Origin of the sequence: Micromonospora sp. WMMD956 (assembly GCF_029626125.1) — a bacterium.
In the GTDB taxonomy this organism is placed as follows: Bacteria; Actinomycetota; Actinomycetes; order Mycobacteriales; family Micromonosporaceae; genus Micromonospora; species Micromonospora carbonacea.
Window position 1 is genome coordinate 4,607,205 of record NZ_JARUBI010000005.1, and the last position, 23,112, is coordinate 4,630,316.

At 71.7% G+C, this 23,112-nt stretch carries 16 protein-coding genes; 12 read left to right on the plus strand and 4 right to left on the minus strand.

Annotated elements, in window-relative coordinates; translation table 11 throughout:
* The first annotated feature begins 5 nt into the window (after window positions 1-5).
* The 3 genes from O7628_RS20885 to O7628_RS20895 all read left to right on the plus strand — a co-directional run bounded on the left by O7628_RS20885 (window position 6) and on the right by O7628_RS20895 (window position 9,515).
* A complete protein-coding gene (locus O7628_RS20885; protein WP_278132948.1) occupies window positions 6-7,799 on the plus strand; it encodes a ricin-type beta-trefoil lectin domain protein in 7,794 nt (2,597 codons plus the stop codon).
* Between the two features lie 1,051 nt (window positions 7,800-8,850).
* The gene (locus O7628_RS20890; RefSeq protein ID WP_278132949.1) at window positions 8,851-9,054 is read left to right on the plus strand and encodes a hypothetical protein; all 204 of its coding nucleotides are present in this window, start codon (window positions 8,851-8,853) and stop codon (window positions 9,052-9,054) included.
* Between the two features lie 47 nt (window positions 9,055-9,101).
* Window positions 9,102-9,515, plus strand: coding sequence for a hypothetical protein (locus O7628_RS20895; RefSeq protein WP_278132950.1), 414 nt, complete (start codon window positions 9,102-9,104; stop codon window positions 9,513-9,515).
* Between the two features lie 180 nt (window positions 9,516-9,695).
* Here the strand turns inward: O7628_RS20895 and O7628_RS20900 are convergent, their stop codons facing one another.
* Both O7628_RS20900 and O7628_RS20905 read right to left on the minus strand, forming a co-directional pair.
* Complete coding sequence (locus O7628_RS20900; protein WP_278132951.1) at window positions 9,696-9,965, minus strand: hypothetical protein; 270 nt, start codon at window positions 9,963-9,965, stop codon at window positions 9,696-9,698.
* Between the two features lie 92 nt (window positions 9,966-10,057).
* Entirely contained in the window at window positions 10,058-10,252 is a 195-nt protein-coding gene (locus O7628_RS20905; RefSeq protein ID WP_278132953.1) for a hypothetical protein, read from the minus strand.
* Between the two features lie 180 nt (window positions 10,253-10,432).
* Here O7628_RS20905 and O7628_RS20910 point away from each other — a divergent pair, with 180 nt between their 5' ends.
* Together O7628_RS20910 and O7628_RS20915 are read left to right on the plus strand one after the other, a co-directional pair.
* A complete protein-coding gene (locus tag O7628_RS20910) occupies window positions 10,433-11,314 on the plus strand; it encodes a helix-turn-helix transcriptional regulator (RefSeq protein ID WP_278132954.1) in 882 nt (293 codons plus the stop codon).
* Window positions 11,315-11,318: 4 nt separating this feature from the next.
* Window positions 11,319-11,498: a DUF397 domain-containing protein gene (locus O7628_RS20915; protein WP_278136370.1), complete on the plus strand. Its 180-nt coding sequence runs from the start codon at window positions 11,319-11,321 to the stop codon at window positions 11,496-11,498.
* Between the two features lie 56 nt (window positions 11,499-11,554).
* Here O7628_RS20915 and O7628_RS20920 read toward each other — a convergent pair whose 3' ends face one another.
* Complete coding sequence (locus O7628_RS20920; RefSeq protein ID WP_278132956.1) at window positions 11,555-12,394, minus strand: YhjD/YihY/BrkB family envelope integrity protein; 840 nt, start codon at window positions 12,392-12,394, stop codon at window positions 11,555-11,557.
* A gap of 51 nt (window positions 12,395-12,445) precedes the next feature.
* On the opposite strand from O7628_RS20920, the gene O7628_RS20925 reads away from it, so the two are divergent.
* The 5 genes from O7628_RS20925 (at window position 12,446) to ispG (ending at window position 17,478) form a co-directional block, all read left to right on the plus strand.
* The gene (locus tag O7628_RS20925; protein ID WP_278132958.1) at window positions 12,446-12,994 is read left to right on the plus strand and encodes a GNAT family N-acetyltransferase; all 549 of its coding nucleotides are present in this window, start codon (window positions 12,446-12,448) and stop codon (window positions 12,992-12,994) included.
* 95 nt (window positions 12,995-13,089) lie between these two features.
* Window positions 13,090-13,734 (plus strand): Uma2 family endonuclease, encoded by a 645-nt coding sequence (locus tag O7628_RS20930; RefSeq protein WP_278132960.1) that lies wholly within the window; start codon window positions 13,090-13,092, stop codon window positions 13,732-13,734.
* 43 nt (window positions 13,735-13,777) lie between these two features.
* Complete coding sequence (gene dxr / locus O7628_RS20935) at window positions 13,778-15,046, plus strand: 1-deoxy-D-xylulose-5-phosphate reductoisomerase (RefSeq protein ID WP_278132962.1); 1,269 nt, start codon at window positions 13,778-13,780, stop codon at window positions 15,044-15,046.
* Window positions 15,046-16,296 carry a site-2 protease family protein gene (locus O7628_RS20940; RefSeq protein ID WP_278132963.1) on the plus strand — a complete coding sequence of 417 codons (1,251 nt, stop codon included), beginning with the start codon at window positions 15,046-15,048 and terminating at the stop codon, window positions 16,294-16,296. The genes dxr and O7628_RS20940 overlap by 1 nt, the downstream gene beginning before the upstream one ends.
* Before the next feature lie 9 nt (window positions 16,297-16,305).
* Window positions 16,306-17,478: a flavodoxin-dependent (E)-4-hydroxy-3-methylbut-2-enyl-diphosphate synthase gene (gene ispG, locus O7628_RS20945; RefSeq protein WP_074473855.1), complete on the plus strand. Its 1,173-nt coding sequence runs from the start codon at window positions 16,306-16,308 to the stop codon at window positions 17,476-17,478.
* Between the two features lie 254 nt (window positions 17,479-17,732).
* Here the strand turns inward: ispG and O7628_RS20950 are convergent, their stop codons facing one another.
* The gene (locus tag O7628_RS20950; RefSeq protein WP_278132966.1) at window positions 17,733-18,329 is read right to left on the minus strand and encodes a PadR family transcriptional regulator; all 597 of its coding nucleotides are present in this window, start codon (window positions 18,327-18,329) and stop codon (window positions 17,733-17,735) included.
* A 173-nt stretch (window positions 18,330-18,502) separates the two neighbouring features.
* Here O7628_RS20950 and O7628_RS20955 point away from each other — a divergent pair, with 173 nt between their 5' ends.
* Both O7628_RS20955 and O7628_RS20960 read left to right on the plus strand, forming a co-directional pair.
* A complete protein-coding gene (locus O7628_RS20955) occupies window positions 18,503-19,342 on the plus strand; it encodes a DUF4081 domain-containing GNAT family N-acetyltransferase (protein ID WP_074473857.1) in 840 nt (279 codons plus the stop codon).
* 236 nt (window positions 19,343-19,578) lie between these two features.
* Window positions 19,579-23,103: an ATP-binding cassette domain-containing protein gene (locus tag O7628_RS20960; RefSeq protein ID WP_278132969.1), complete on the plus strand. Its 3,525-nt coding sequence runs from the start codon at window positions 19,579-19,581 to the stop codon at window positions 23,101-23,103.
* The last annotated feature ends 9 nt before the right edge of the window (window positions 23,104-23,112 follow it).

A 23,112-nucleotide genomic window follows, 5' to 3' on the forward strand; every position in this document is an offset into this window, starting at 1 on the left:
GACGTATGCCTGGAACCGGATTGCTGTCCCGACGGCGTCCCGGCCGACCCGCCCGCCCGGCCACGGGCCGCCGGCGGTGGTCGCCCACCCGTCGGGCCCTGGCGCTGGCGCTCTCGGTGAACCTGCTGGTGGCGATCGCCCCCGCGCAGGCGTGGGCGGTGCCGGGCGCCGGGATGAGCCGCACCGGGATGCCGGTCGAGCTGCCCGACATCCCCACCATCAGGCACGTCGACCACGACGCGGACGCCGAGACGGAGCTGACCACCGCCGCCGAGGTGCCGGTGGACCCGTACGAGCCGCAGGCGGTCACCCCGTGGCAGCAGGACAGCGGCGAGGTGGACCTGACGGCCGCGACCCCCGGCACGTCGCTGCCGGTCGAGGACCTGCCGGTCGCCCTCGGCGTGCCCGAGGGCGGCGATCCGGCCGACCTGGCCGGCACCTGGAAGGTCGACCTTTCCAGCCCGGAGGCGTCTCAGGCCGTCGGGGCCCCCGGCCTGATCATGAAGATCACCCCGCCGGTGACCGCCGACCCGGACGCGGAGGTGGCCCTCAGCGTCGACTACACGCCCTTCGCCGACCTCTACGGCCCGCAGGCGGCCGACCGGTTCGGCCTGGTGCTGCTGCCCAGCTGCGTCTACGATGACCCGGACGGCGGAGACTGCGCCCCCGACACGGGTGCCCCGCCGCCCCCGTCGTTCGCCCCCTACCAGGCACCCGGCCCGGACGCCGGGGCGGCCGTGTCCAGCGAGACGGAGCTGGTGCCGGCCGACGAGGCGCCGACGGCGACCGACGACGACGGCATCCGCCGGCTCGTCAACGGCAGTGTCTCGATCGGGTCGCTGCTCGCCGGCCCGAGCGGCGCCGCGGGCGCGCGTAGCGCGGCGAGCGCCGCCGCCGGCGCCGGGGTCGTCGGCGTGCTCGACACCGGGGCCTCGGCCGGTGGCGACTACACCGCCACCCCGTTGCTCTCCTCTGGTTCCTGGGCGGCCGGCGCATCCTCCGGCGCGTTCACCTACGGCTACCAGGTGCAGGTGCCGGAGGCTCCCGGTGGCCTGATGCCCCGGGTGAACCTGGGCTACTCCTCGCAGTCGGTCGACGGCCGGACCTCGGCCACCAACAACCAGGCCTCCTGGATCGGCGACGGCTGGGACTACAGCGCCGGATCCATCACCCGCAGCTACGCCAACTGCACGCAGGACTCGAAGAAGTCGGGTGCGAACAACTCCACGCACCGCACCGGCGACCTGTGCTGGGGCTCCGACAACGCGACCCTCTCCCTCGGCGGCATGACCACCGAGCTCGTCTGGGACGCTGACGAGGAAACCTGGTTCACCGCCAACGGCGACGGCTCCCGGGTGGAGCTGGTCGAGGACACCGGCAAGGCGAACGGTGACGCCGACGGTGAGTACTGGATCGTCACCACCCGCGACGGCACCCGCCACCACTTCGGGATGCACCGCCTCCCTGGCTGGTCCACCGGGGACCCGGTCACCAACTCGGTGCTGACCGTCCCGGTCTACGGCAACCACGCGGGCGAGGACTGCTACCAGTCGGGCAACTGGGCCGGCTCGGTCTGCACCCAGGCCTGGCGCTGGTCGCTGGACTACGTCGAGGACGTCCACGGCAACGCGATGAGCCTGTGGTGGGCGAAGGAGACCAACCACTACGCCCGCAACTTCAACTTCAAGTCCCCCGTCTCGTACGACCGGGGCGGCTATCTCACCCGGATCGACTACGGGCAGCGCGCCAGCACCATGTTCTCCGCCGCCCCGGCCGCCCAGATCACCTTCACGGTGGCGGAGCGGTGCTTCGCCGAGGGCACCGTCACCTGCACCGAGGCCAACTTCACCAGCAGCGACCCGGCCAAGTACCGGATCTGGTACGACACCCCGGCCGACCTGCGTTGCGGCGACGACAAGAAGTGCTGGAACGCCTCCCCGTCCTTCTTCACCCGCAAGCGGCTCGACAAGATCACCACGTCGGCGCAGCGACAGCCCGGCAGCACCGCGCGTCAGGTGGTCGACGAGTACCAGCTCGCGCAGGCGTTCCCCACCACCCGGACCGGCCCGAACACCGCGCTCTGGCTGGAGTCGATCACCCGCACCGGGTACGGGCCCACCGGCGGCACCGACAAGATCACCCTGAACCCGGTGCGCTTCGAGGCGAACCCCGAGGACATGCCGAACCGGGTGCGCAACGACGACCGCCCCGGGTTCTCCCGGCTGCGCATCGCCCGGATCATCAACGAGTACGGCGGCGAGACCGTCGTCAGCTACAAGCAGCCGACGGGCGGCTGCGCCACCGGCACCGGGCTGCCCGGCAAGACGGACACCACCGCGCTGAAGAACAACAACCGGCTCTGCTACCCGTCGTTCTGGCACCCCGACCCCAGCGCCGAGGAGATCGACTGGTTCCACAAGTACGTGGTGGACAGCGTCGAGGAACTCCCCGCCATCGACGGCCCGGCGGTCAGCACCCTCACCCGCTACACCTACGTCGACCCCGGGTGGAAGCTCGCCGAGCAGGAGTTCACCAAGAAGTCGGCCCGGACGTACTCGCAGTTCGCCGGCTTCGCGCAGGTCACCGTCCGCACCGGCGAGACCGACGCGGACCACGGCGACGGCAGCGTGGCGACCAAGTCCGTCACCCGCTACTTCCGGGGCATGGGCGACGACGTGTCCGTCGAGGACACCGCCGGCCAGGAGATCGCCAAGGACCGCGAGCCGTTCGCCGGCCGCATCGCCGAGGAACTCACCTACCCCACCGCCGACGCCGCCACCGGCGACTGGCTCACCCGCAGCGTCACCTACCCACAGGCCGAGGAACTCGGCCGGCGGGACCGGGACGACGGGCTCAGCCCGCTGCGCGCCTGGCGGGTCACCGACTCCCGGGTGGTCGCGCACAGCCGCTCCTCCGGCACCGGCGACGACACCCGCACCACGCGGAAGGTCGAGACGAAGACCAGCTACGACGCCACGCACGGCCTGCCGACGCAGATCGAGTCGCTCGGCGACACCGGTAGGACCGGCGACGAGACGTGCACCCAGCTCAGCTACCTGCACCGGCTCGACCGGAACCTGGTCGGCCTGACCCAGCAGATGCTGACCAGCCCCACCACCTGCGCCGCCGCCACCTGGACGAACCTGGCGTCGCTGAGCTCCGCCAGCCGCATCGGCTACGACGGCGCGGCGTACGGGACCGCCCTGGCGGCGAACACCCGCGCCCTGGTCACCCAGACCTGGTCGCTGAAGGGCGACGGCTCCGGCTTCCAGTCCGACGGCACCGTCGGCTTCGACGCCCTCGGCCGGGTCGTCTCCCGCACCGACCCCGACCTGAAGACCTCCACGACCACCTACACCCCGACCACCGGCCAGCCCTTCCAGGTCGAGGAGAAGAACTCCCTCGACCACCGGCAGATCCAGGAGTTCGACCCCGGTCGCGGCGTCGTGGTGCGCAGCACCGACCTCAACGACCGGGTCAGCGAGTCGAAGTTCGACGCCCTGGGCCGCCTCGTCGAGGCGTGGGCCGCCGGCCGCACCCCGTCGGCCGGGGCGATCCCCGACTTCCGGGCCGAGTACACCATCCAGGCCGGCAAGCCCCCGTACGTCACCACGAAGGCCCGCAGCCACGAGAACCGGGTGGAGACCGCGGTCACCATCTACGACGGCCTGGGCCGCGAACGGCAGAGCCAGCAGGAGGCGGTCGGCGGCGGACGGCTGATCACCGACACCCTCTACAACCGGGCCGGCGAGGTGGGGCAGACCCGCAACGCCTACTACGCCGACGGCAACCCGAGCGGCACCCTGTTCACCCCGGCCGCCGACACCGCCGTGCCCAACGCCACCCGTTACACCTACGACGGGCTCGGACGGGTCGTCGAGGAGATGCCCGTCCACAACGGCGTCGAGGTGCCGCTGAGGTCCACCCGCTACGAGTACGGCGCGGACCACTCCACGGTGCTCAACCCGGCGGGCGCGGCCTCGTACCGGTTGTTCACCGACGCCCTGGGCCGCACGGCGCGGGTCGACACCTACACCAAGGGCGACCGCAGCGCCTTCGTCTCCATGCGCTACCAGTACGACCCGCAGGGCCAACTGACGCGGGCCACCCACTCCGAGAACCCGAAGGAGTGGACCTGGAGCTACGACCACCGGGGCCGGCCGGTCAGCGCCACCGACCCCGACACCGGCGTCACCACCCTCACCTACGACCACCGGGACCGGCAGGTCACCAGCACCAACGCCCGGGGCGTCACGGTGTGGAACGGCTACGACGAGCTGTCCCGGCCCGTCCAGCAGCGGCTCGGCGGCAGCGGCGGCACCCTGCTCGGCGAGTACACCTACGACACGGTGGCCGGCGGGAAGGGCCTGCCGGCGACCGCCACCCGCTACACCGACGGGCTGCCGTACACCCAGAGCATCGGCGGCTACACCGACGACTACCAGCCGACGTCGACCACGCTGACGCTGCCCGCGACCATCGCCAGCACCTGGGGGCTGCAAACCTCCTACACGTACGGCTACACCTACACCGACACGGGGATGCCCGAGTCGACCGTGCTGCCCGGCGTCGGGGCGCTGCCCACCGAGAAGGTGCTGGTCCGCTACACCAGGGACGGCCTGCCCCTGTCGGTCTCCGGCAAGGACTGGTACGGCGCGGAGACGGTCTACTCGCCGTACGGCCAGGTGTTGCGCTCGACGCTCGGCGCGCAGCCGCACCGGGTCTGGGCCATGGCCTCCTACGACGACGCCAGCGGCGCCCTGACCAGCCAGCAGGTCTACCGCGAGAAGGCCGGCGACACCGGCGTCGTGGGCGGCAACCTGGTGTCGAACCGCCACTACTGGTACGACAACGCCGGCAACGTCCTCGCCATCCGCGAGCAGGCCAGCGGCATCCAGGAACGGCAGTGCTTCCAGTACGACGCCCTCGGCCAGCTCAAGCGGGCGTGGACCGCCGCCGACCAGGCATCCTGCGCACCAGGCCCGGCGGGCACGGGCGGCGTGCTCAACGTGGCGGCCGGCGCGGACGGCTCCGGCTACTGGCAGGAGTACGACTACGACCTGCTCGGCAACCGCACGAAGCTGGTGGAGAAGGACCTCACCGGCGACGCCGCCAAGGACGCCACCACCACCTACGCCTACGGCAGGGCCGACGGCAGCCAGCCTCGCACCCTCACCACGGTCACGAAGAACTACGTCACCCCGGCCGGCGCCGCGATCACCGCCGCCGCCCAGCGGCTGTACGAGCTGACCGGCGAGACGAAGTCGGTCACCTCGGTGCAGAACGGCGACGAGCAGACCCTGACCTGGACGTACGACGGCCAGGTCGAGCGGATCACCGGGCAGGGCAGCAAGGGCCGCACCCCGTACGTGGGCCTGGGCGGCAAGTGCCTGGACCTGAACGCCGGCCACGCGGCGGCCGGTCAGCCGGTACAACTTTTCGCCTGCAACGACACCGTGGCGCAGAAGTGGGCGTTCACCCCGGCCGGCGGCCAGCCCGACCCCAACCTGGGCACCCTGTCCATCTACGACACGTGGTGCGTGCAGCCGACCGGCACGACGGTCGGGTCGGCGGCGCAGATCCGCGCGTGTGACGGTGGCGCCGACCAGCGGGTGGAGCGCCTGTCGACCGGGCAGCTCCGGCACACCTCGTCGGGGCTGTGCCTCGCGGTGCACGACGCGGCCACCGCCGACGGCACCCCGATCGTCCTGGCCGCGTGTGCGGGTGGGGCGGCGGCGCAGCAGTGGCAGGCGCAGAACGAGACGCGGCACGTCTACGGGCCGGGTGGCTCGCGGTTGCTGACCGTGCAGGGTCGGCAGGCCACCCTCCAATTGGGCGAGTCGCAGGTGACCACGCAGCAGGGCGGCGGCCTGGTGAGCAGCCAGCGCTCCTATGCGGCCCCGGGCGGGTCGGTGCTGCGCTACGCCCACGGCACCAACCCGTCCGCCCTCGCCGCCGTCGTCGGTGACCACCAGGGCACCCCGTACGCCGAGGTCACCCTCGACGCCACCATGACCACCCGGATCCGCAAGCAGGACCCGTTCGGCAACCAGCGCGGCACCGCCGCCCTGGCGGCCAACATGCAGACCCCGACCGGGTTCCTCGGCGCCCGGCGCGACGACCCTTCCGGGTACGTCCCGTTGGGTGCCCGCCTCTACGACCCGAGCGTGGGCCGGTTCCTCTCCGCCGACCCGGTGCTGGACACCGCCGACCCGTTGCAGTCCAACGGCTACACCTACGCCCACAACAACCCGGCCACCCACACCGACCCCTCCGGGCTTTCCATCTCGCTGACCCCGTCGGAGACCGCCGCGGCCCTCGCCGGCGCTGGCCTGTCCGCAGCCCAGGTCGCCGACGCCCAAGCCATCATGGGCAAGTCCGTCACCTCGATCATCCTGTCCGTCGCCTGGGACGTCCTGAAGGACTTCCTCGGCATCAACGCCGCCCTCGGCTGCTTCGGCGGCAGCGTCTGGTCCTGCATCGACCTCGTCACCAGCATGCTGAGCCCAGGCTTGAAGGCCGCCAGGAGCGCGCTGAAGATCGCCAGCGCGGTGAAACGCACCTTCAGCGCCATCCGCGCCCTCCAGAACGCCAAACGCGCCGCCGAGAACGTCCTGCGTGCCGCGAGGGCCGCGGAGACCGCCGCCCTCAACGCCAAGAAACTCGCCATCGAACGCGCGAAGCAGGCGGCCCAAGCTGCGAAGAAGAAGGTTCAGGACAAGGTCAACACGGTCAGCAACCGCGCCACCGAACAGGCCAAGAAGACCGGCAACCCCGTCCAGAAGCAGGCTCAGGCCCGCGCCAATCCCAAGGGCTCCACCGCAGCCACCACCAGAAACGGTGGCGGCGGAAAGTCAACGGGCTCCAAACCCGGCGGCAGCTCCGGCGGCTCCAACCGCTCCAACGGCGGCACCAGCGGAGGCGGCGGCACCGGCAAAGCCGACGGCGGTGGTGGCTGCAACACCGACAACAGTTTCATCCCCGGCACCAAGGTCCTGATGGCCGACGGCACCACCAAACCCATCGAGGACATCGAACCCAGCGACAAGGTCCTCGCCACCAATCCCGACACCGGCGAAACCGAGGTCGAGACGGTCACCGCCACGATCACCGGCACCGGCACCAAACACCTCGTCACCATCACCACCAGCGACACCCCGAGCAAGGGCGACGCGGACGACGACGGCGCCAGCAAGATCACCGCCACCGACGGACACCCCTTCTGGGTACCCGAACTCCGGCAGTGGATCGACGCCACCGACCTCCAGCCCGGACAGTGGCTCCAGACCAGCGCCGGCACCCACGTCCAGATCACCGCGGTCCAACGACACGTCACCACCTGGGCCACCGTCCACAACCTCACCATCGCCAACACCCACACGTACCATGTCGTAGCCGGCGATGCGCCGGTACTCGCACACAACTGTGGTGGTAAGGCAACCGTGCGTTGGGACGCCGATATGGAGCATGCCACGATTCGGGTAGAGGGCGGCGGCAGGTCACTGGAGACTGAACAAGTAATCCCAGGATGGGATGGGGTAGGAAGCCCAAATGGTCTCCCGACGACGGGTGCGCGAGCGGAGCCACTTGGCCCAAACGTTATTGAGCGAACCTTCGATGTTCCTGACGTGGGAGCGGCCATGCGGGCCCAGCAACGCTCAATTGGGGCGGACCTCGGCGGCTATGATGGCATTCACAACAGTTGCGTAACCTACTGCGTGTCGATTTTGCGAGCTGGTGGCGTGGATATACCGGCAGGGGCGCGAGGAATGGTTGCGCTCAGAAGGACTCTAGGCTAGGGGCTGCGTTGCTAGGTCAAGAGGAACATCACGATGCTGTTCTTGCGGAGATCCTCTTAAGCGAGAGGGTTGGTCTAGCGCATATTCGCCTCGTCGGGGATGTTATTTCGACCAGGGCTCAACTAAGCATGCTCCTGCAGGGCAGGGTTGGTCTTTCATTCGACCAGCGAGCAGAACTTGTCGAAGAGGTCCTTGATCTAGAGGATGCTTACCGAGATGCGTGGCAAAAGGTGTCCTCCGACTCTTATGCTCAAAATCGAGTGGAGTATCTTGCTGCTCTTGACCATGCGTTGAGAGCTGCTGCGGAGGGAATGGCAAGCATCATCCGACGGATTGGCGGGAGCCCGTAGTGTAGCTATTGGGGTGTTCGGGATGAGCTTTCCGAGGTGCTGCAGGCGGCTGTGGCAACCATCTCGCGGGAGAGGGTTGTAAATCCAGAACAGGGCGCCTGTCGGCGCGCGGCGTGACGTCAATGGCGGCCCGGAGGGGCCAGGCGGGTTTTTGGTAAAGCCTGGCCCGGCCCTTCGGGTCTACGGTAGTGTTCATTCCGGCTCAGCCGACTTCTGCGAATTCGTCTTCCAAAAAGGGTCTCCGCATGGGGCGTTGACATCGACTATGACGAGCGCCAGGTCGACGCTGCGTTCCGTAGCGGTGCCGTAATTTTGTGCACTGGAGTTCGTGGCTGTGCATGCCGGTTGCTGTCACGGTTGATGTCAGATGGTAGCTGCGTATGCGAATTAGTGGATGCTTGCGGTCCGATCCCGGCGGTGCCCTACGTGGCCGGTGGCGCGGCGCGTAGCGTCGTGGCGTCGATCGCCTGAATCGTCGTGGTGCTTGACCTGTGAAGCGAGCGTCACGGCTTGGTGGACCAGATGGTCGTGCCCGTCGTGACGTTGTGGGCAGAAGGCTGCCGGGTTCGGGTGGTCTGTTGCGTGGGCGCGTGCGCGCGGGTCGGAACGGCTGTAGCGCGTGCGCGCGTGGCCCGGGCGGCCGTACTCCAGTTAGGCTTCGTGACCTGGAGGGAGTTGAGCTTCCTGACTATGGGGATCAGGTGAAGGTCTCGCAAGTGCGAGGAATGTCTGATCGGCAGTTGATTGATTCGATCAACAACCCAGATGAGTTGGGGGGAAGTATGGTGCTTGATGGTCGTACGGTTGTTAATGGAAACCACAGAATTGGGGAAGCTCTGCGGAGAATGAATGATCCATTCTTCAAGGAGATCACGCCCGACACTGAATTTTTGGTTGTTCGGTGATATTTGATGTTCCTTGAGTGTGTGGTCGTGTCGGAGGGGTGATCGTGATGAGGAGGCTGTGGCGTGAAGGTGTGATCAGGTCGCGCTTCGGATGGCCTGTTCCCCGGGTTGCCAAGGAGGTCTCGTCACGTGAGATTTCCACGCTTGTCGATGCCGCCAAAAGCTCTGGATTAAGCCGTAAGGGCAGTGGTCTCGTGGTCCAAGAGGGCTGGTGCTACTATCTCCTGCCCTACCTTCAAGAGTCGTCTCCTGTGCCGTGTTGGATGTGCGTTGTGGCGGCGGTCAAGAATCCCGCGAAAGCATCCGGCGTTGAGCGGGTCGAGCTGCACTACTCCCGCCTTGACGTGGCGATAGATGAGTTCCAAAGCTTGCGTAACGCTGCCGCAGTCGATCGTGATCGATTGCTTCATTGGGTTCTCTGGGATGCGGTTAAAAGTGTTGGTGAAAAGGGTGGTGTCTGAATCGGTGAGTTGAGCCAGTGGTGAGCAGGCAATGCGGCTTGCGGTCGACGTCGGTGGCGGTCTGGGTAGACACGTCATGCGATTAGCGTGGCCAGGCAACGTGCGGGGTGATCGCAACGTGTGGCTCGGCGACAACTTGTTGCAGACCCTGGACCTTGCTGTGTTCCGCTTCTTGGGCGGTCAGTGGCGGGTCCAGGCGATGAATCGGGCGAAGTAGTCCGCCGGATCCATCTCCTCCGGATGGGTGCGCAGCCGGTCGGCGATCGCGTCGTGCATCAGCACGCACAGGTAGATCGCCAGCCCGACCCGGTCGCGCGCGTACTCGGCGCGTAGGCAGAGCTTCGCCGGCTGGCAGGGCCACGGCGCAGCACACACCCGACACCGCCACGTCGGGCGGGCCGCCACGTGCCGACGCAGTTCGGCCAGCGACACCCCGTACCCGCTGCTCATGGCCGTCGCCCGCTCCGCCGCAGGGGCCCGGCGGCCCGGTGTGGCGCGGTCGCCGGGGCCACCAGCCGGGCGGTCGGGGCGGCGTGGCCGGCTCACCGCCTGCCCGCCTGTCGGTGCGGGCCGGGCCGGCGCAGCATGCGGTCGGGGCAGGGCCAGCGCAGGCCGCACACGCAGTGCCGCCCCCAGCGGGACCAGTCGCGGCGGTGCGTCGGGCCCAGCGGCACGGGCCGGTCGGTGCGGCGTCTTCCGGGGATGCCCACGTGCGCCTCCGGGTCGGGTCGGTTCATGGGGGTGGGGGCAGGAGCCGGGATGAGGTCGGGGGAGGCTCCTGCCCCCTCGGGGGGACCACGCCGCGAAGCGGTGGTCACTGATGATGCTCGTTTCGTTGCTGGCGGTGAGCAATGCTTCGGAGAAGAATGCGGATCAAGGGATGAGGTGCCTTACGCGACGACAGATAAGGGGATGACGTGGACGACTCGGGCAGCACAGTCCCGCGTAGGCAGCTCGGCAGATATCTGAGGGAGCTTCGCGAGAACGCGTACGTGACGGTCGCGGCGGCGGCCAAGGAACTCGAATGGTCGGCACCCCGGATCTGGCGCTACGAGACCGGTCAGGTCTCGATGCACCCGAACGACGTGGAGGCCATGTGCCGGGTCTACGGCGCGTCCCGCGAGACCATCGACACCATGCGCGCCCTGGCCCGGGAGACCAAGGCGCACGGCTGGTGGCACAGCTACGGGGAGGCGATCAAGGACTGGTTCAAGCTGTACGTCGGCCTGGAGTCCGCCGCGACGCGGATCCGCAAGTATGAGGCCGACCTGGTGCCGGGCCTGTTGCAGACCGTCGAGTACATGACCGAGGTGATCGCCACCGACTGCCCGCAGTTGAGTGAGGCGGAACGCCGGGCGAAGGCAGACGTGCGGCTGCGCCGGCAGCGGCTGCTCGTCCGGGCGATCCCCCGGGCGCCGCAGCTCGACGTGATCCTCAGCGAGGCGGTGCTGCGCCGGCCGCTGCGCGACCGGGCGGCGATGGCCCGCCAGCTCGACGCCCTGACGGTGGCGGGCGAGCAGCACAACGTGACCGTGCGGGTGTTGCCGCTGGACGCCGGGCTGTTCCGCTGGTCGCAGGCGGGCACCTTCACCATGCTCGACTTCCCGCAGCAGGTGCGGGAGCCCGAGCCGACCACCATCTACTCCGACGGGCCGTGCGGCGCGGTCTACCTGGACCGGCCGCACGAGATCGAGACGTACGAGGAGGCCTGGCGCTCGCTCGCCGAGCGGGCGCTGAGCGGGGCCGAGTCCCGCGAGCTGATCGCATCGATGGCGAAGGAGATGTCCAGTGCAGCGTGACGGTGTGTGGCGCACGTCCACCCGCTCCGGCGGGGAGGGCGACTGCGTCGAGGTGGCGGCGTTCGCCGAGGCGGTCGGCGTGCGCGACAGCAAGGACCGGCAGGGCCCGGCGCTGAGCTTCGCCCCGGCGGCCTGGGCCGGCTTCGTCGAGGCGACCCGGGCGGGCGTGCTCGACCGCCCCTAGCGAAACCCCGGCCCAGCGACACCCGGGCGGGAGGCCCGCCGCGCCCCCGCGCATGCTCATCGTGCGGCGGCGCGGCGGGACCGCCAGTCCGACAGGGCGAGCGTCGCCGAATACCCGGCCAGCACGATCACGTGGAAGAGATAGAGCCACAGCAGCACCGCCACCCCGCCGCCGATCGCGTCGAAGCCGCCGAACGGCACCCCGAGGTCGAGCGGCAGCGAGGCGAACAGCACGAACCCGTGCAGGAAGCCCGACAGGTTCGCCGCCGTGAACGACCCGAGCGACAACGTCGACAGGAAGTCCGGCGACGCCGGCCCCACCACCCGGAACACCCACATCAGCACCGGGGTGAGCACCAGCCAGACGCCGAGGAACGACAGCACCACGCCGAGCGCGCCCCGCCAGCCGCCCTGGCGCACCAGGTGGGTCGTCACCGGCAGGGCCAGCAGGATCGACAGCAGCAGCGCGGGGGCGGGCGCGAGCAGCGGGAGCAGCAGCAGCCGGCCCCGCCAGCCGACCAGCGCCCCGCCCGGCTCGCGCGGGGCGGCCACCGACACGAACGCCCGGCGCAGCCCCTCGCCGTACAGCGACGCCGGCAGCAGCGAGGCCAGGGCCAGCGCCGGGGTCAGGCCGAGCCCGGCCTCCAGCAGCGCGGCCACCGCCCGGTGCGCGCCGATGTCGGTGGGCAGCGTCTCGATGGCGTACGAGGTGAGCCGCCGCACCCGGTCCGCCCCGGCGACCAACCCCGTCGTCCAGATGGCCAGCAGCGCCACGGGCACCACGGCGATCGCGCCGTAGAACGTGATGGCGGCGGCGTGCAGCGACAGGTCCCGCCCGCGTACCGGCCGGAACGCGGCGCTGACGATCCGCTTCGCCCGCTGCCATCCGTCTGCCACCGCGACCTTCTTCCCCGCCCCACGCCCCGTCACGCATTACGATCCCGCGTCATGACCGTGCTCACCACGGAACGCCTCAGCATCCGCGACTGGACCGCCGAGCCGGGCGACCTGGCCCGGATCTACGACATCTACTCCCGCATCGAGGTGGTGCGCTGGCTGGGCGCGGCCCCGGGCCTGCCGCTGACCGACCCGTCCGGGGCGGTCGACCGGCTCGCCGCCTGGCGGGAGCGGCACGCCGCCCACGGCGACCGGTACGGCACCTGGGCGATCGAGACGCGCGCCGACGGGCGGGTCGTCGGCACGGTGCTGCTCAAGCCGCTGCCGGGCCGCGACGAGCGCGTGCCGACCACCGACATCGAGGTCGGCTGGCACCTGCACCCCGACTCGTGGGGCCACGGCTACGCCACGGAGGCGGCCCGCGCGCTGGTGGCGCGGGAGCTGGCGACGGGCACCCCGCAGGTGTGGGCGGTGGTGTCGCCGGGCAACACGGCGTCGGCGGCGGTGGCCCGGCGGCTCGGCATGGCCTACGTGGGCCGGCGCACCGACTGGTACGGCGGCGAGGAGCTGGACGCCTTCACCCTCCGCGCCGGAGCCTGACGGCGCGGTCGGACACCGTGTGCGAGCAGGGCGGATCGGGGCTGCGCGACTAGGGTGGGTGCCAGCAGGATGTTCCGCTGAGGGGGTGAGCCCGGATGGCCCAGGCAGCGTTTGCGCCCGAGCCGGCGCCGCAGCAACCCGAGCCGTCGTTCGACGTGCTCCGGTGGCACGACGAGCCGTGGACCGCGCGGCTCGCCCTCGACCTCTTGCCGGAAACCAACGGCCCCAAGGTCGAGGTCCTGAGCGGAAGCGTGATCGTGACACCACATGCCGGATACGACCATCAAGACGTGGAGCTGGATCTCGCGTACCTGCTCAAGCAGGCGGCCCGTCGCGCCAAGCTGTGGCTCTACCTCGAATCGAACGTCGTCTCGGGCGACGATCTCTTCATCCCGGACATCGTCATTCTCGACGTCCCGGGAGGCGGACGAACGACGATGCACATCCGCCACGCCAAACTGCTCGGTGAGATTCTCTCGCCCGGCAACCGACGTAAGGACATCATCGACCGGCCCAGGGAGTACGCCGCCGTCGGTGTGCCGTTCTTCCTCCGCGTCGACCTGCGCAACCGTGTGCCCACCATCGCGTTGTTCGAGCTGGTTGAGGGAGAATACCGGCCGGTGGCTGCCGCTGCCGCAGGCACGCGGTTCGTGATGCGGGAGCCATTCGAGTTCTCCATCGACCCAGCTGACCTGCTTGGCGAGGAGGCGCCGCCGGAGGAGCCCGACGCCGAGGGCTGAGGCTCCCGGCGGGCGCACAGCCCGGCTGGGGAAGAATGGGCGGGTGACAACTCCCCGCGATCTTGTGCTGCTCGGCTCGACCGGCTCGATCGGCACCCAGGCCGTCGACATCGTCCGGCGCAACCCCGACCGGTTCCGGGTGGTGGCGCTCGGCGCCGGGGGCGGCAACGTCGAGCTGCTCGCCGCGCAGGCCCTCGAACTGCGCGTCGAGGCGGTCGGGGTGGCGAAGGCGTCGGCCGCGCAGGACCTCCAGCTCGCCTTCTACGCCGAGGCGAGCCGGCGCGGCTGGTCCAGCGGCGACTTCAAGCTGCCCAAGATCGTGGCGGGGCCGGACGCCATGACCGAGCTGGCGCAGTGGCCCTGCGACGTCGTGCTCAACGGGGTGGTCGGCTCGCTGGGGCTCGCGCCGACCCTGGCCGCGCTGCGCGCCGGGCGTACCCTCGCGCTGGCCAACAAGGAGTCGCTCGTGGCCGGCGGCCCGGCGGTGAAGGCCGCGGTGACGCGGCCGGGGCAGATCGTGCCGGTCGACTCGGAGCACTCGGCGCTGGCCCAGTGCCTGCGCGGCGGCGCCCGGGGCGAGGTGCGCCGGCTGGTGGTCACCGCCAGCGGCGGGCCGTTCCGGGGGCGGCGGCGCGACGAGTTGACGCAGGTCACGCCCGAGCAGGCGCTCGCGCACCCGACCTGGAACATGGGGCCCGTCGTCACGATCAACTCCGCGACGATGGTCAACAAGGCGCTGGAGGTGATCGAGGCGCACGAGCTGTTCGACGTGCCCTACGCCGACATCACCGTCATGGTGCACCCGCAGTCGGTGATCCACTCGATGGTCGAGTTCGCCGACGGGTCGACGCTGGCCCAGGCCAGCCCGCCCGACATGCGGCTGCCCATCGCGCTGGGCATCGGCTGGCCCGACCGGGTGCCGGACGCCGCCGCCGCCGTCGACTGGACCACCGCGCACACCTGGGAGTTCGCCCCGCTCGACGACGAGGCGTTCCCGGCGGTGGCGCTGGCCAAGGCGGCGGGCGAGGCGGGGCGCTGCCGCCCGGCGATCTACAACGCGGCCAACGAGGAGTGCGTCGCGGCGTTCGTCGCCGGCCGGCTGCCGTTCCTCGGCATCGTCGACACCCTCCGGCGGGTGCTGGACGATGCTCCCGATTTCGCCGAACCAGGTACCGTCGAGGACGTGCTCGCCGCCGAGTCGTGGGCGCGCGCGCACGCGCAGGAGATCATCGTGGCGTCACCGTCGGCGGCGTCAGCGTCGTCGGTCTCGGCGTCGTCGTCATCGGCATCGGCATCGGTGGAAGGAGCTTGATGGCGTACCTGCTCGGGGTGGTCCTGTTCGCCCTGGCCATCCTCGTCTCGGTCAGCCTGCACGAGGCGGGGCACATGCTCACCGCCAAGGCGTTCGGGATGAAGGTCACCCGCTACTTCGTCGGCTTCGGCCCCACCATCTGGAGCTTCAAGCGGGGCGAGACCGAGTACGGCCTCAAGGGCATCCCGCTCGGCGGCTTCTGCAAGATCGTCGGCATGACGCCGCAGGACGACGACGTCGAGCCGGGCGACGAGCACCGCGCGATGTGGCGCTACCCGGTCTGGAAGCGGACGATCGTGATGTCCGCCGGGTCGGTCACCCACTTCGCGCTGGCCCTCGTCGCGACCTGGATCATCGCCGTCTCCGCCGGCCTGCCCAACCCGGACTTCCCGACCACCGACGCCGAGGCCCGCCAGGAGCCGGCGGTGATCGCCCTGGCCAAGTGCGTGGTGCCGGAGAACACCGTGCGCGAGTGCGCCGCGAGCGACCCGGCCAGCCCGGCCGCGACGGGCAACCTGCGCGACGGCGACCGGATCACCTCGCTCAACGGCACCCCGATCGGCAACTACGGCGAGCTGCTGACCGCGCTGCGGGCCACCAAGCCGGGCGACACCGCCCAGATCGGGTACGTCCGCGACGGCCAGCCCGGCACCACGAGCACCGTGCTCGCGCAGACCCAGCGCCCGCCCCTGGACGACCCGAAGGGCGCGGTCGGCCCGGTCGCCGCGCTCGGCATCGGCCTCCAGTTCAGCACCCCCACCCGGGTCCAGTACGGTCCGGTCGCCGCCCTCGGCGGGACCGCGCGGTTCACCGGCGACATGGCCGTCGGCACGTACGAGGCGATGAAGCGCATCCCGCAGAAGGTGCCCGCCCTCTGGACGGCCATCAGCGGCGGCGAGCGGGACGTGGACACCCCGATCAGCGTGGTCGGCGCGAGCCGGCTCGGCGGCGAGGCCGTGGAGAACAACGCCTGGCTGGTGTTCTTCATGCTGTTCGTGTCGCTGAACTTCTTCATCGGCGTGTTCAACCTGCTGCCGTTGCTCCCGCTCGACGGCGGGCACATCGCGATCGCCTGGTTCGAGCGGGTCCGGTCCTGGGTCTTCGCCCGGTTCGGCCGCCCGGACCCGGGCCGCGTCGACTATCTCAAGCTCATGCCCATCACGTACGTGGTGATCCTGATCGGCGGCGTGTTCACGCTGCTGACCGTCACCGCGGACGTCGTCAACCCGATCACGCTCTTCTCAAGGTGAGTGCCTGAAGTGACCGCAGTCAGTCTCGGTATGCCCGTCGCGCCGCCCCCCGCGCTCGCCCCGCGCCGGGCCAGCCGCCAGATCATGGTCGGCCCGGTGCCGGTCGGTGGGGGCGCGCCGGTGTCGGTGCAGTCGATGACCACCACCCTCACCTCCGACGTCAACGCCACCCTCCAGCAGATCGCCGAGCTGACCGCGTCCGGCTGCCAGATCGTCCGGGTCGCCGTGCCCTCGCAGGACGACGTGGAGGCGCTGCCGGCGATCGCCCGCAAGTCGCAGATCCCGGTGATCGCCGACATCCACTTCCAGCCCAAGTACGTCTTCGCCGCGATCGACGCCGGCTGCGCCGCCGTGCGGGTGAACCCGGGCAACATCCGGCAGTTCGACGACAAGGTCAAGGAGATCGCGAAGGCGGCCGGCGACGCCGGGGTGCCGATCCGGATCGGCGTCAACGCCGGCTCACTGGACAAGCGGCTGCTCGCCAAGTACGGCAAGGCCACCGCCGAGGCGCTGGTCGAGTCGGCGCTGTGGGAGTGCTCGCTGTTCGAGGAGCACGGCTTCCGCGACATCAAGATCTCGGTGAAGCACAACGACCCGGTGGTGATGATCCGGGCCTACCGGCAGCTCGCCGAGCGCTGCGACTACCCGCTGCACCTCGGCGTCACCGAGGCCGGGCCGGCGTTCCAGGGCACCATCAAGTCGGCGGTCGCCTTCGGCGCGCTGCTGGCCGAGGGGATCGGCGACACGATCCGGGTGTCGCTGTCCGCCCCGCCGGTGGAGGAGATCAAGGTCGGCAACCAGATCCTGGAGTCGCTGGGGCTGCGCGAGCGGGGCCTGGAGATCGTCTCCTGCCCGTCCTGCGGGCGGGCCCAGGTCGACGTCTACAAGCTGGCCGAGGAGGTCACCGCCGGCCTGGAGGGGCTGCCGGTGCCGCTGCGGGTGGCCGTCATGGGCTGCGTCGTCAACGGTCCGGGGGAGGCCCGCGAGGCCGACCTGGGCGTCGCCTCGGGCAACGGCAAGGGGCAGATCTTCGTGAAGGGCAAGGTCGTCAAGACCGTCCCCGAGGGCCAGATCGTGGAGACGCTGATCGAAGAGGCGCTGCGGATCGCCGACGAGATGGGCGCGGAGCTGCCCGAGGAGCTGCGGGACCTGCTCCCGGGGGCCACCGTCACGGTGCACTGACCCGCCGCACCACGCCGCACCACGCGCCGGCAGGGGGCCGTTCCGCCGGGAACGGCCCCCTGCCGTGTGCCCTGAGCCGTGTGCCCCTCCGCCCACCCGGCTGCCGTGGCGCGTGCCCCTGCCCCGCGCGCCCCTGCCCCGCGCGCCCCGCGCGCCGCGCGTGCCCCACGGGCCCCGCCTGCCGCGCGCGGGCGGTGCCCGGGGCGTGAGAAGGGGACCCTTCTCGACCGTATGCGTTAACAAGGGGCCCTTCCTTACCCCTCGGCGAGGATGGCGTAGAGCTTGCGCCGGGTCTCGGCGAGCACCTGCGCGGCCCGCTCCCGCTGGTCGTCGGTGCCGGTCATCATCACCTGCCGCAGCGCGTGCATCGCCTGCGTGCCGGCGTCGCGGATGTCGTGCCAGCTCGCGACGGTGTCCTCGGCGAACTCGCCCCACGGCGGGGCCTGCGCCGCCTCGTCGGCCTCGGCCCGGCCCGCCTCGGTGACGGTGAACCGCTTGCGCCCGCCGCCGGCCTCCTCGGTCGTGGCGGCGACGACGCCCTCGTCCTCCAGGAGCTGGAGGGTCGGGTAGATCGACCCGGGGCTGGGCCGCCAGGCCCCGCCGGTGCGGGAGTCGATCTCCTGGATCATCTCGTAGCCGTGCATCGGCCGCTCGGTGAGCAGGGCCAGCACGGCGGCGCGGACGTTGGGCCGCCGCCCCCGGCCGCGCCCCCGGTGACCGCCCCGCCCGCCGCCGTGCGGGCCCCCGTGGCCGGGTGGGACCGGCGGGAACGGTGGGCCGGGCGGGAACGGCGGGAAGCCGAAGCCCCGCATCCGCGCCTCGTGCATGTGTGTCCGTCGGTGGAACCCCACGGTGTTCTCCCCTCGAAGTTCTGTCGCTGATGCATCAACGATATATCGGCAACGGGTCGGCAACAACTCGTTTTCGCGCGCCGGCTGCCGTACGCGCCGTGCCCCCGGTCCAGCCTGCGGCGGACTCCGTACTCGGCCGGCGGGGCGGGCGGCCGATCTGGCAGGCTGGAGGCGTGCTGACGGCGCCGGTGCGGCAACTCGGGGAATCGGAGCGGCGCGCGGTCGAGCGGCTGCTCGACCTCGACCCGTTCGCGGGCGCGCAGGTCGCCGAGCGGGTCACCGCGCGCGGGCTGGCCTGGTGGCGGGCCGAGGCCCGCATCCTGGGCTACGGCGCGCGCCGCAACCTCGAATCGATCTGCTGGCTCGGCGGCAACCTCACCCCCGTGCTCGCCTCGGAGTCGGCCGTCGCCGCCTACGCCGAGCTGCTCGCCGCCGAGGAACGGCTCTGCTCGTCGATCGTCGGGCGGGCCGACGCGGTGCTCGGCCTCTGGGACCGGCTCTGCGCGCACTGGGGGCCGGCCCGGGACGTCCGGCCCAACCAGCCGCTGCTGGCCACCGACGCGCTCCCGTCGATCGCCACCGACCCCGAGGTGCGGCTGGTGCGCGGCAACGAGGTGGACCGCCTCTTCCCCGCCGCCGTGGCCATGTACACCGAGGAGGTCGGCGTCTCGCCGCTGGTCGAGGACGGCGGGCGCGGCTACCGGCGGCGGGTCGTCGACCTGGTCCGGGCCGGGCGGGCGTACGCGCGGTTCGTCGACGGCCAGGTCGTCTTCAAGGCCGAGCTGGCGGTGGTGACCCGGCACACCGCGCAGGTCCAGGGGGTCTGGGTCGCCCCGGAGTGGCGCGGCCGGGGCATCGCCACGGCGGCGATGGCGGCGGTCACCCGGGACGCGCTGCTGCGGGTCGCCCCGAGCGTCAGCCTCTACGTCAACGACTTCAACCTGCCGGCCCGCCGCGTCTACGAACGCTGCGGGTTCCGCCCGGTCGGCACCCTCGCCACCGTCCTCTTCTGAGGTGCAAGGAAGGGCCCCCTCTTAACGCCTGCGGTAGAGAAGGGTTCCCCTCTCACCGCGAGCGCCGAAGGCGCGGGAGCGGCGGGAGGCGCGAAAGCGGCGGGAGCGCAGGGAGCGGCAGGAGGCGGGGGAGGGGCGACACCCGGGCGGGTGGCGCGGGCGGTAAATGCGTTGAAGGCATCGGTCGGATCACGGAGGGTGGGAACACCGCCAGCCGAGTGTCCGGAGGGACCGACATGCGCCTTTTCCGTGACCTGTGGGCCACCTCGGCCCGCCGGATGACGCTGGTGGCGACCCTGATCGTGCTCGGGGCCGCCGGCCAGGCCGCCGCCGCGGCGCTCGCCGGCCCGGTGCTGGTGCACCGCTCGGGCCTCCTGTTCGCGGTCCTGGCCGTGGCGCTGTGCGCGGCCGTCGTGACCGACCTCACCATCGGGCTCGTGATGGCCGGCGTCACCGCCGACTGGTCGGCCGACGTGCGGCGGCGGCTGTGCCGGGTGGCCCTCGGGCAGGACCTGCCCACCCTGGAGGGCACCCCGGTCGGCGAGCTGCTCGACCGCATCGACGGCGACGTCTACCAGGTGGCCTCCGAGGTGCGCGGGCACGGCGTACGCATCGCCCAGCTGAGCGCCACCGGCCTGCTCTCCATGGTCGTGGCCCTGTTCGTCTGGTGGCCGGCCGGGGTGAGCATGTTCGCGCTGACCACGCTGCTCGCCCTCGTCCTGCACCGCCCGACGCGGCGGATCGCCCCGGCCCGGATGGCCGAGGAGGAAGCCTGGACCGACCTCGCCGCCGTCATGGAGGAGGCCGTCCACGGCCAGGACGACGTGCGCACCAGCCTCGCCCGGCCGTACGTGCTGCGGCTCTTCGCCCAACGCGCCGCGGCGGTGCTGGCCCGGGGCAACCTGGTGTGGCGGATGTCGGCCTGGGTGACCGCGACCGGCGCCGGCGTCATCCGGGTCGGCATCGTCGGGGTGGTCCTGGGCGGGGCGTGGGCGCTTGCCGCCGGCCGGATCGACGCGGCCCGGCTGACCGCCGTGTGGCTGCTCGTGCTCGCGTTCGGCGCGACCGTCGAGAACGTCAGCCGGATGGTGCCCGAGTTGCAGTACGCGCTCGGCGCCTGGGGGCGGGTGCAACTGCTCCAGGACGCCCCGCAGGAGCCGGCCGGCGGCCGGGAGCCCGTCGAGGGCGACCTGGTCGTGCGCCACCTCACCTACCGCTACCCGACCGGCGGCTCCGACGACGACCGGCCGCCGGCGCTGCGCGACGTGTCGCTGACGTTCGCCCGGGGTCGGTCGTACGCCCTCGTGGGCCGCACCGGGTCCGGCAAGTCGACCCTGGCCAAGGTGCTCACCCGGGCCGTGGACCTGCCGCGCGGCACCGTCCTGCTCGGCGACACCGACCTGCTCGACCTCGACGTCGAGCGGCTGCGCCGGTGGATCGCCGTGGTGCCGCAGCGCACCGAGATCCTGGCCGGCACCGTCGCCGAGAACGTCGCGCTGTTCGACCCCGACCTGCTCGGCGACGCCGCCCGGGCGCTCGACGAGCTGGGGCTGACCGCCTGGATCGCCGGGCTGCCCGACGGCCTGGACACCCGGCTGGGTGAGGGCGGCCACGTGCTGTCCGCCGGCCAGGAGCAGCTCGTCGCGTTCGCCCGGATCCTGGTCCGCGACCCGCACGTGGTGATCCTCGACGAGGCCACCGCGCGGCTGGACCCGGTCACGGAGACGCTGGTGCAGCGGGCCACCGACCGGCTGCTCGCCGGCCGGATCGGCATCGTCGTCGCCCACCGGCTCTCCTCGGTGCGCCGGTGCGACGAGGTGGTCGTGCTGGCCGACGGCGCGGTCGTCGAGGCGGGGCCGCTGCACACCTCGGAGCGGTTCGCCGAGCTGCTGGCCGTGAGCCACGCCTCCGCGTACGCCGGGGCGGGGGTCGGTGGGGGCGCCGGCGGGCGGGCCGGCGGCGCGGCCGTACTGACCGATCCGCCGCCGCCGTCGGACGCGCCCGGCGCCGCCGGGGCCGCCGCGCCGGTCGGGGCCGCGCGGGTGAAGGTCGAGCCGCCCCCGCTGCCGCCGGCCCCGCGCACCCGCACGATGCGGGAGATCCTCCGCCTCACCACCAACAACCCACGGTACGGTCTCGCGGCGATCGCGCTGTTCGGGTTCGGGGGCCTGCTCGGCCTCGACGGCGTGGTGCTGCCCTGGCTGTGGGCCGACCTGGTCGACGGGGTGGGCGGCCCGTGGTGGCCGGCGGTCGGGATCGTCGCCGGGCTGCTGGTGACGACGCCGGTGCCCTACTTCACCAGCACCATGTTCCCCAACTGGTGGACCCGGCAGATGCTGCGGATCAGCCTGCGGCTGGTGCACGGGCAGACCGGCCCGCGCCGGGTCGGCGGGCACACCCCGGCGGAGGTCGTCGCCCAGGGCGGCGACACCGAACGGGTGGTGATCCTCGCCGACAACATGCTCGACCAGGCCATCTCCGTGCTCATCGTGGTGGCCATGACGCTGGTCTCCGGCAGCTGGGTCCCGGCCCTGTTCTTCGCCGGCACGATGGTCGTCTCCGGGCTGGCGGCGACGCTGTTCGGGCCGCGCCTGGAACGGTCGGCGCGGGCCACCGTGGCGGCGCGGGCGGCGTTCGCCACCGCGCTGGTGTCGTCGCTGTCGGCGGCCCGCACGGTGAAGCTGGCCGGCGCGACCCGGCCGGTGCTGGACCACCTCGCCGACCTCGACACCACGCGCAGCGAGCGGCAACGGCGGGAGATCTCCGTGCAGGTCTGGGCCCGGTCGACGCCCGCCCTGGCCAGCGGCCTGCTGCCGATCGGCGCCTGGGCGCTCTACCTCGGCGGCGGGCTGTCCGCCGGGGCGACCCTGGTCGCGGTCTCCACGCTCGGCGCGGCCCGCTGGTTCGCGTGGACGACGGCGTCGCTGGTGTCCCAGCTGCCGTCCGCCCGGGTGTGGACGCGCCGGACGGTCGCGATGGCCGGGGTCGGGGCGTACTCCGCGTCGGTGCCCGGGGTCGACCTGACCGCCGGGACCGCGCCCGCGCCGGAGCCCCCGCCGCGGCGTCCGCTGCGCCGGCTGGAGCTGGTCGGCTTCGGTGCGCTGCACACCGACGGGACGCTCGCCGTCCACGACGTCGACCTGACCGTCGAACGCGGGCAGCTCGTGCTCGTCGTCGGGCCGGTCGGGTCGGGCAAGTCGTCGCTGCTGCGCGCCCTCGCCGGGATCGTGCACCACACCGGCGCCCTGCGCTGGAACGGCGAGCCGGTCACCGAGCCGGAGGTGTTCCTGCGCCCCCAGCAGGTCGGCTACGTCGGCCAGCTGCCCCGGGTGCTCTCCGGCACCGTCGCCGACAACGTGGCGCTCGGGCACGACGTGGACGCGGCGGCGGCGGTGACGACGGCCCAGCTCGAACACGACCTGGCGGCGGCCGGTGGCGACGGGGGCGGGCTCGGGCTGCTCATCGGGCACAAGGGCACCCGGCTGTCCGGCGGGCAGCTCCAGCGGCTGGCGCTGGCCCGGGCGCTGGCCCCGCGTACGGAACTGCTGGTCGCCGACGACGTGTCCTCGGCGCTGGACGTCACCACGGAGCTGGAGCTGTGGGCGGCGCTGCGCGGGCACGGGGTGACGGTGGTGGGCTCGACGTCGAAGCGGGCGGCGCTGGTCCGTGCCGATCAGGTGGTGGTGCTCGTCGACGGCACCGTCGCGGCCCACGGCCCCTGGCGGGACCTGGAGCGGGACTGGGGCCACCTGGCCGGCTGACCCGCCGCG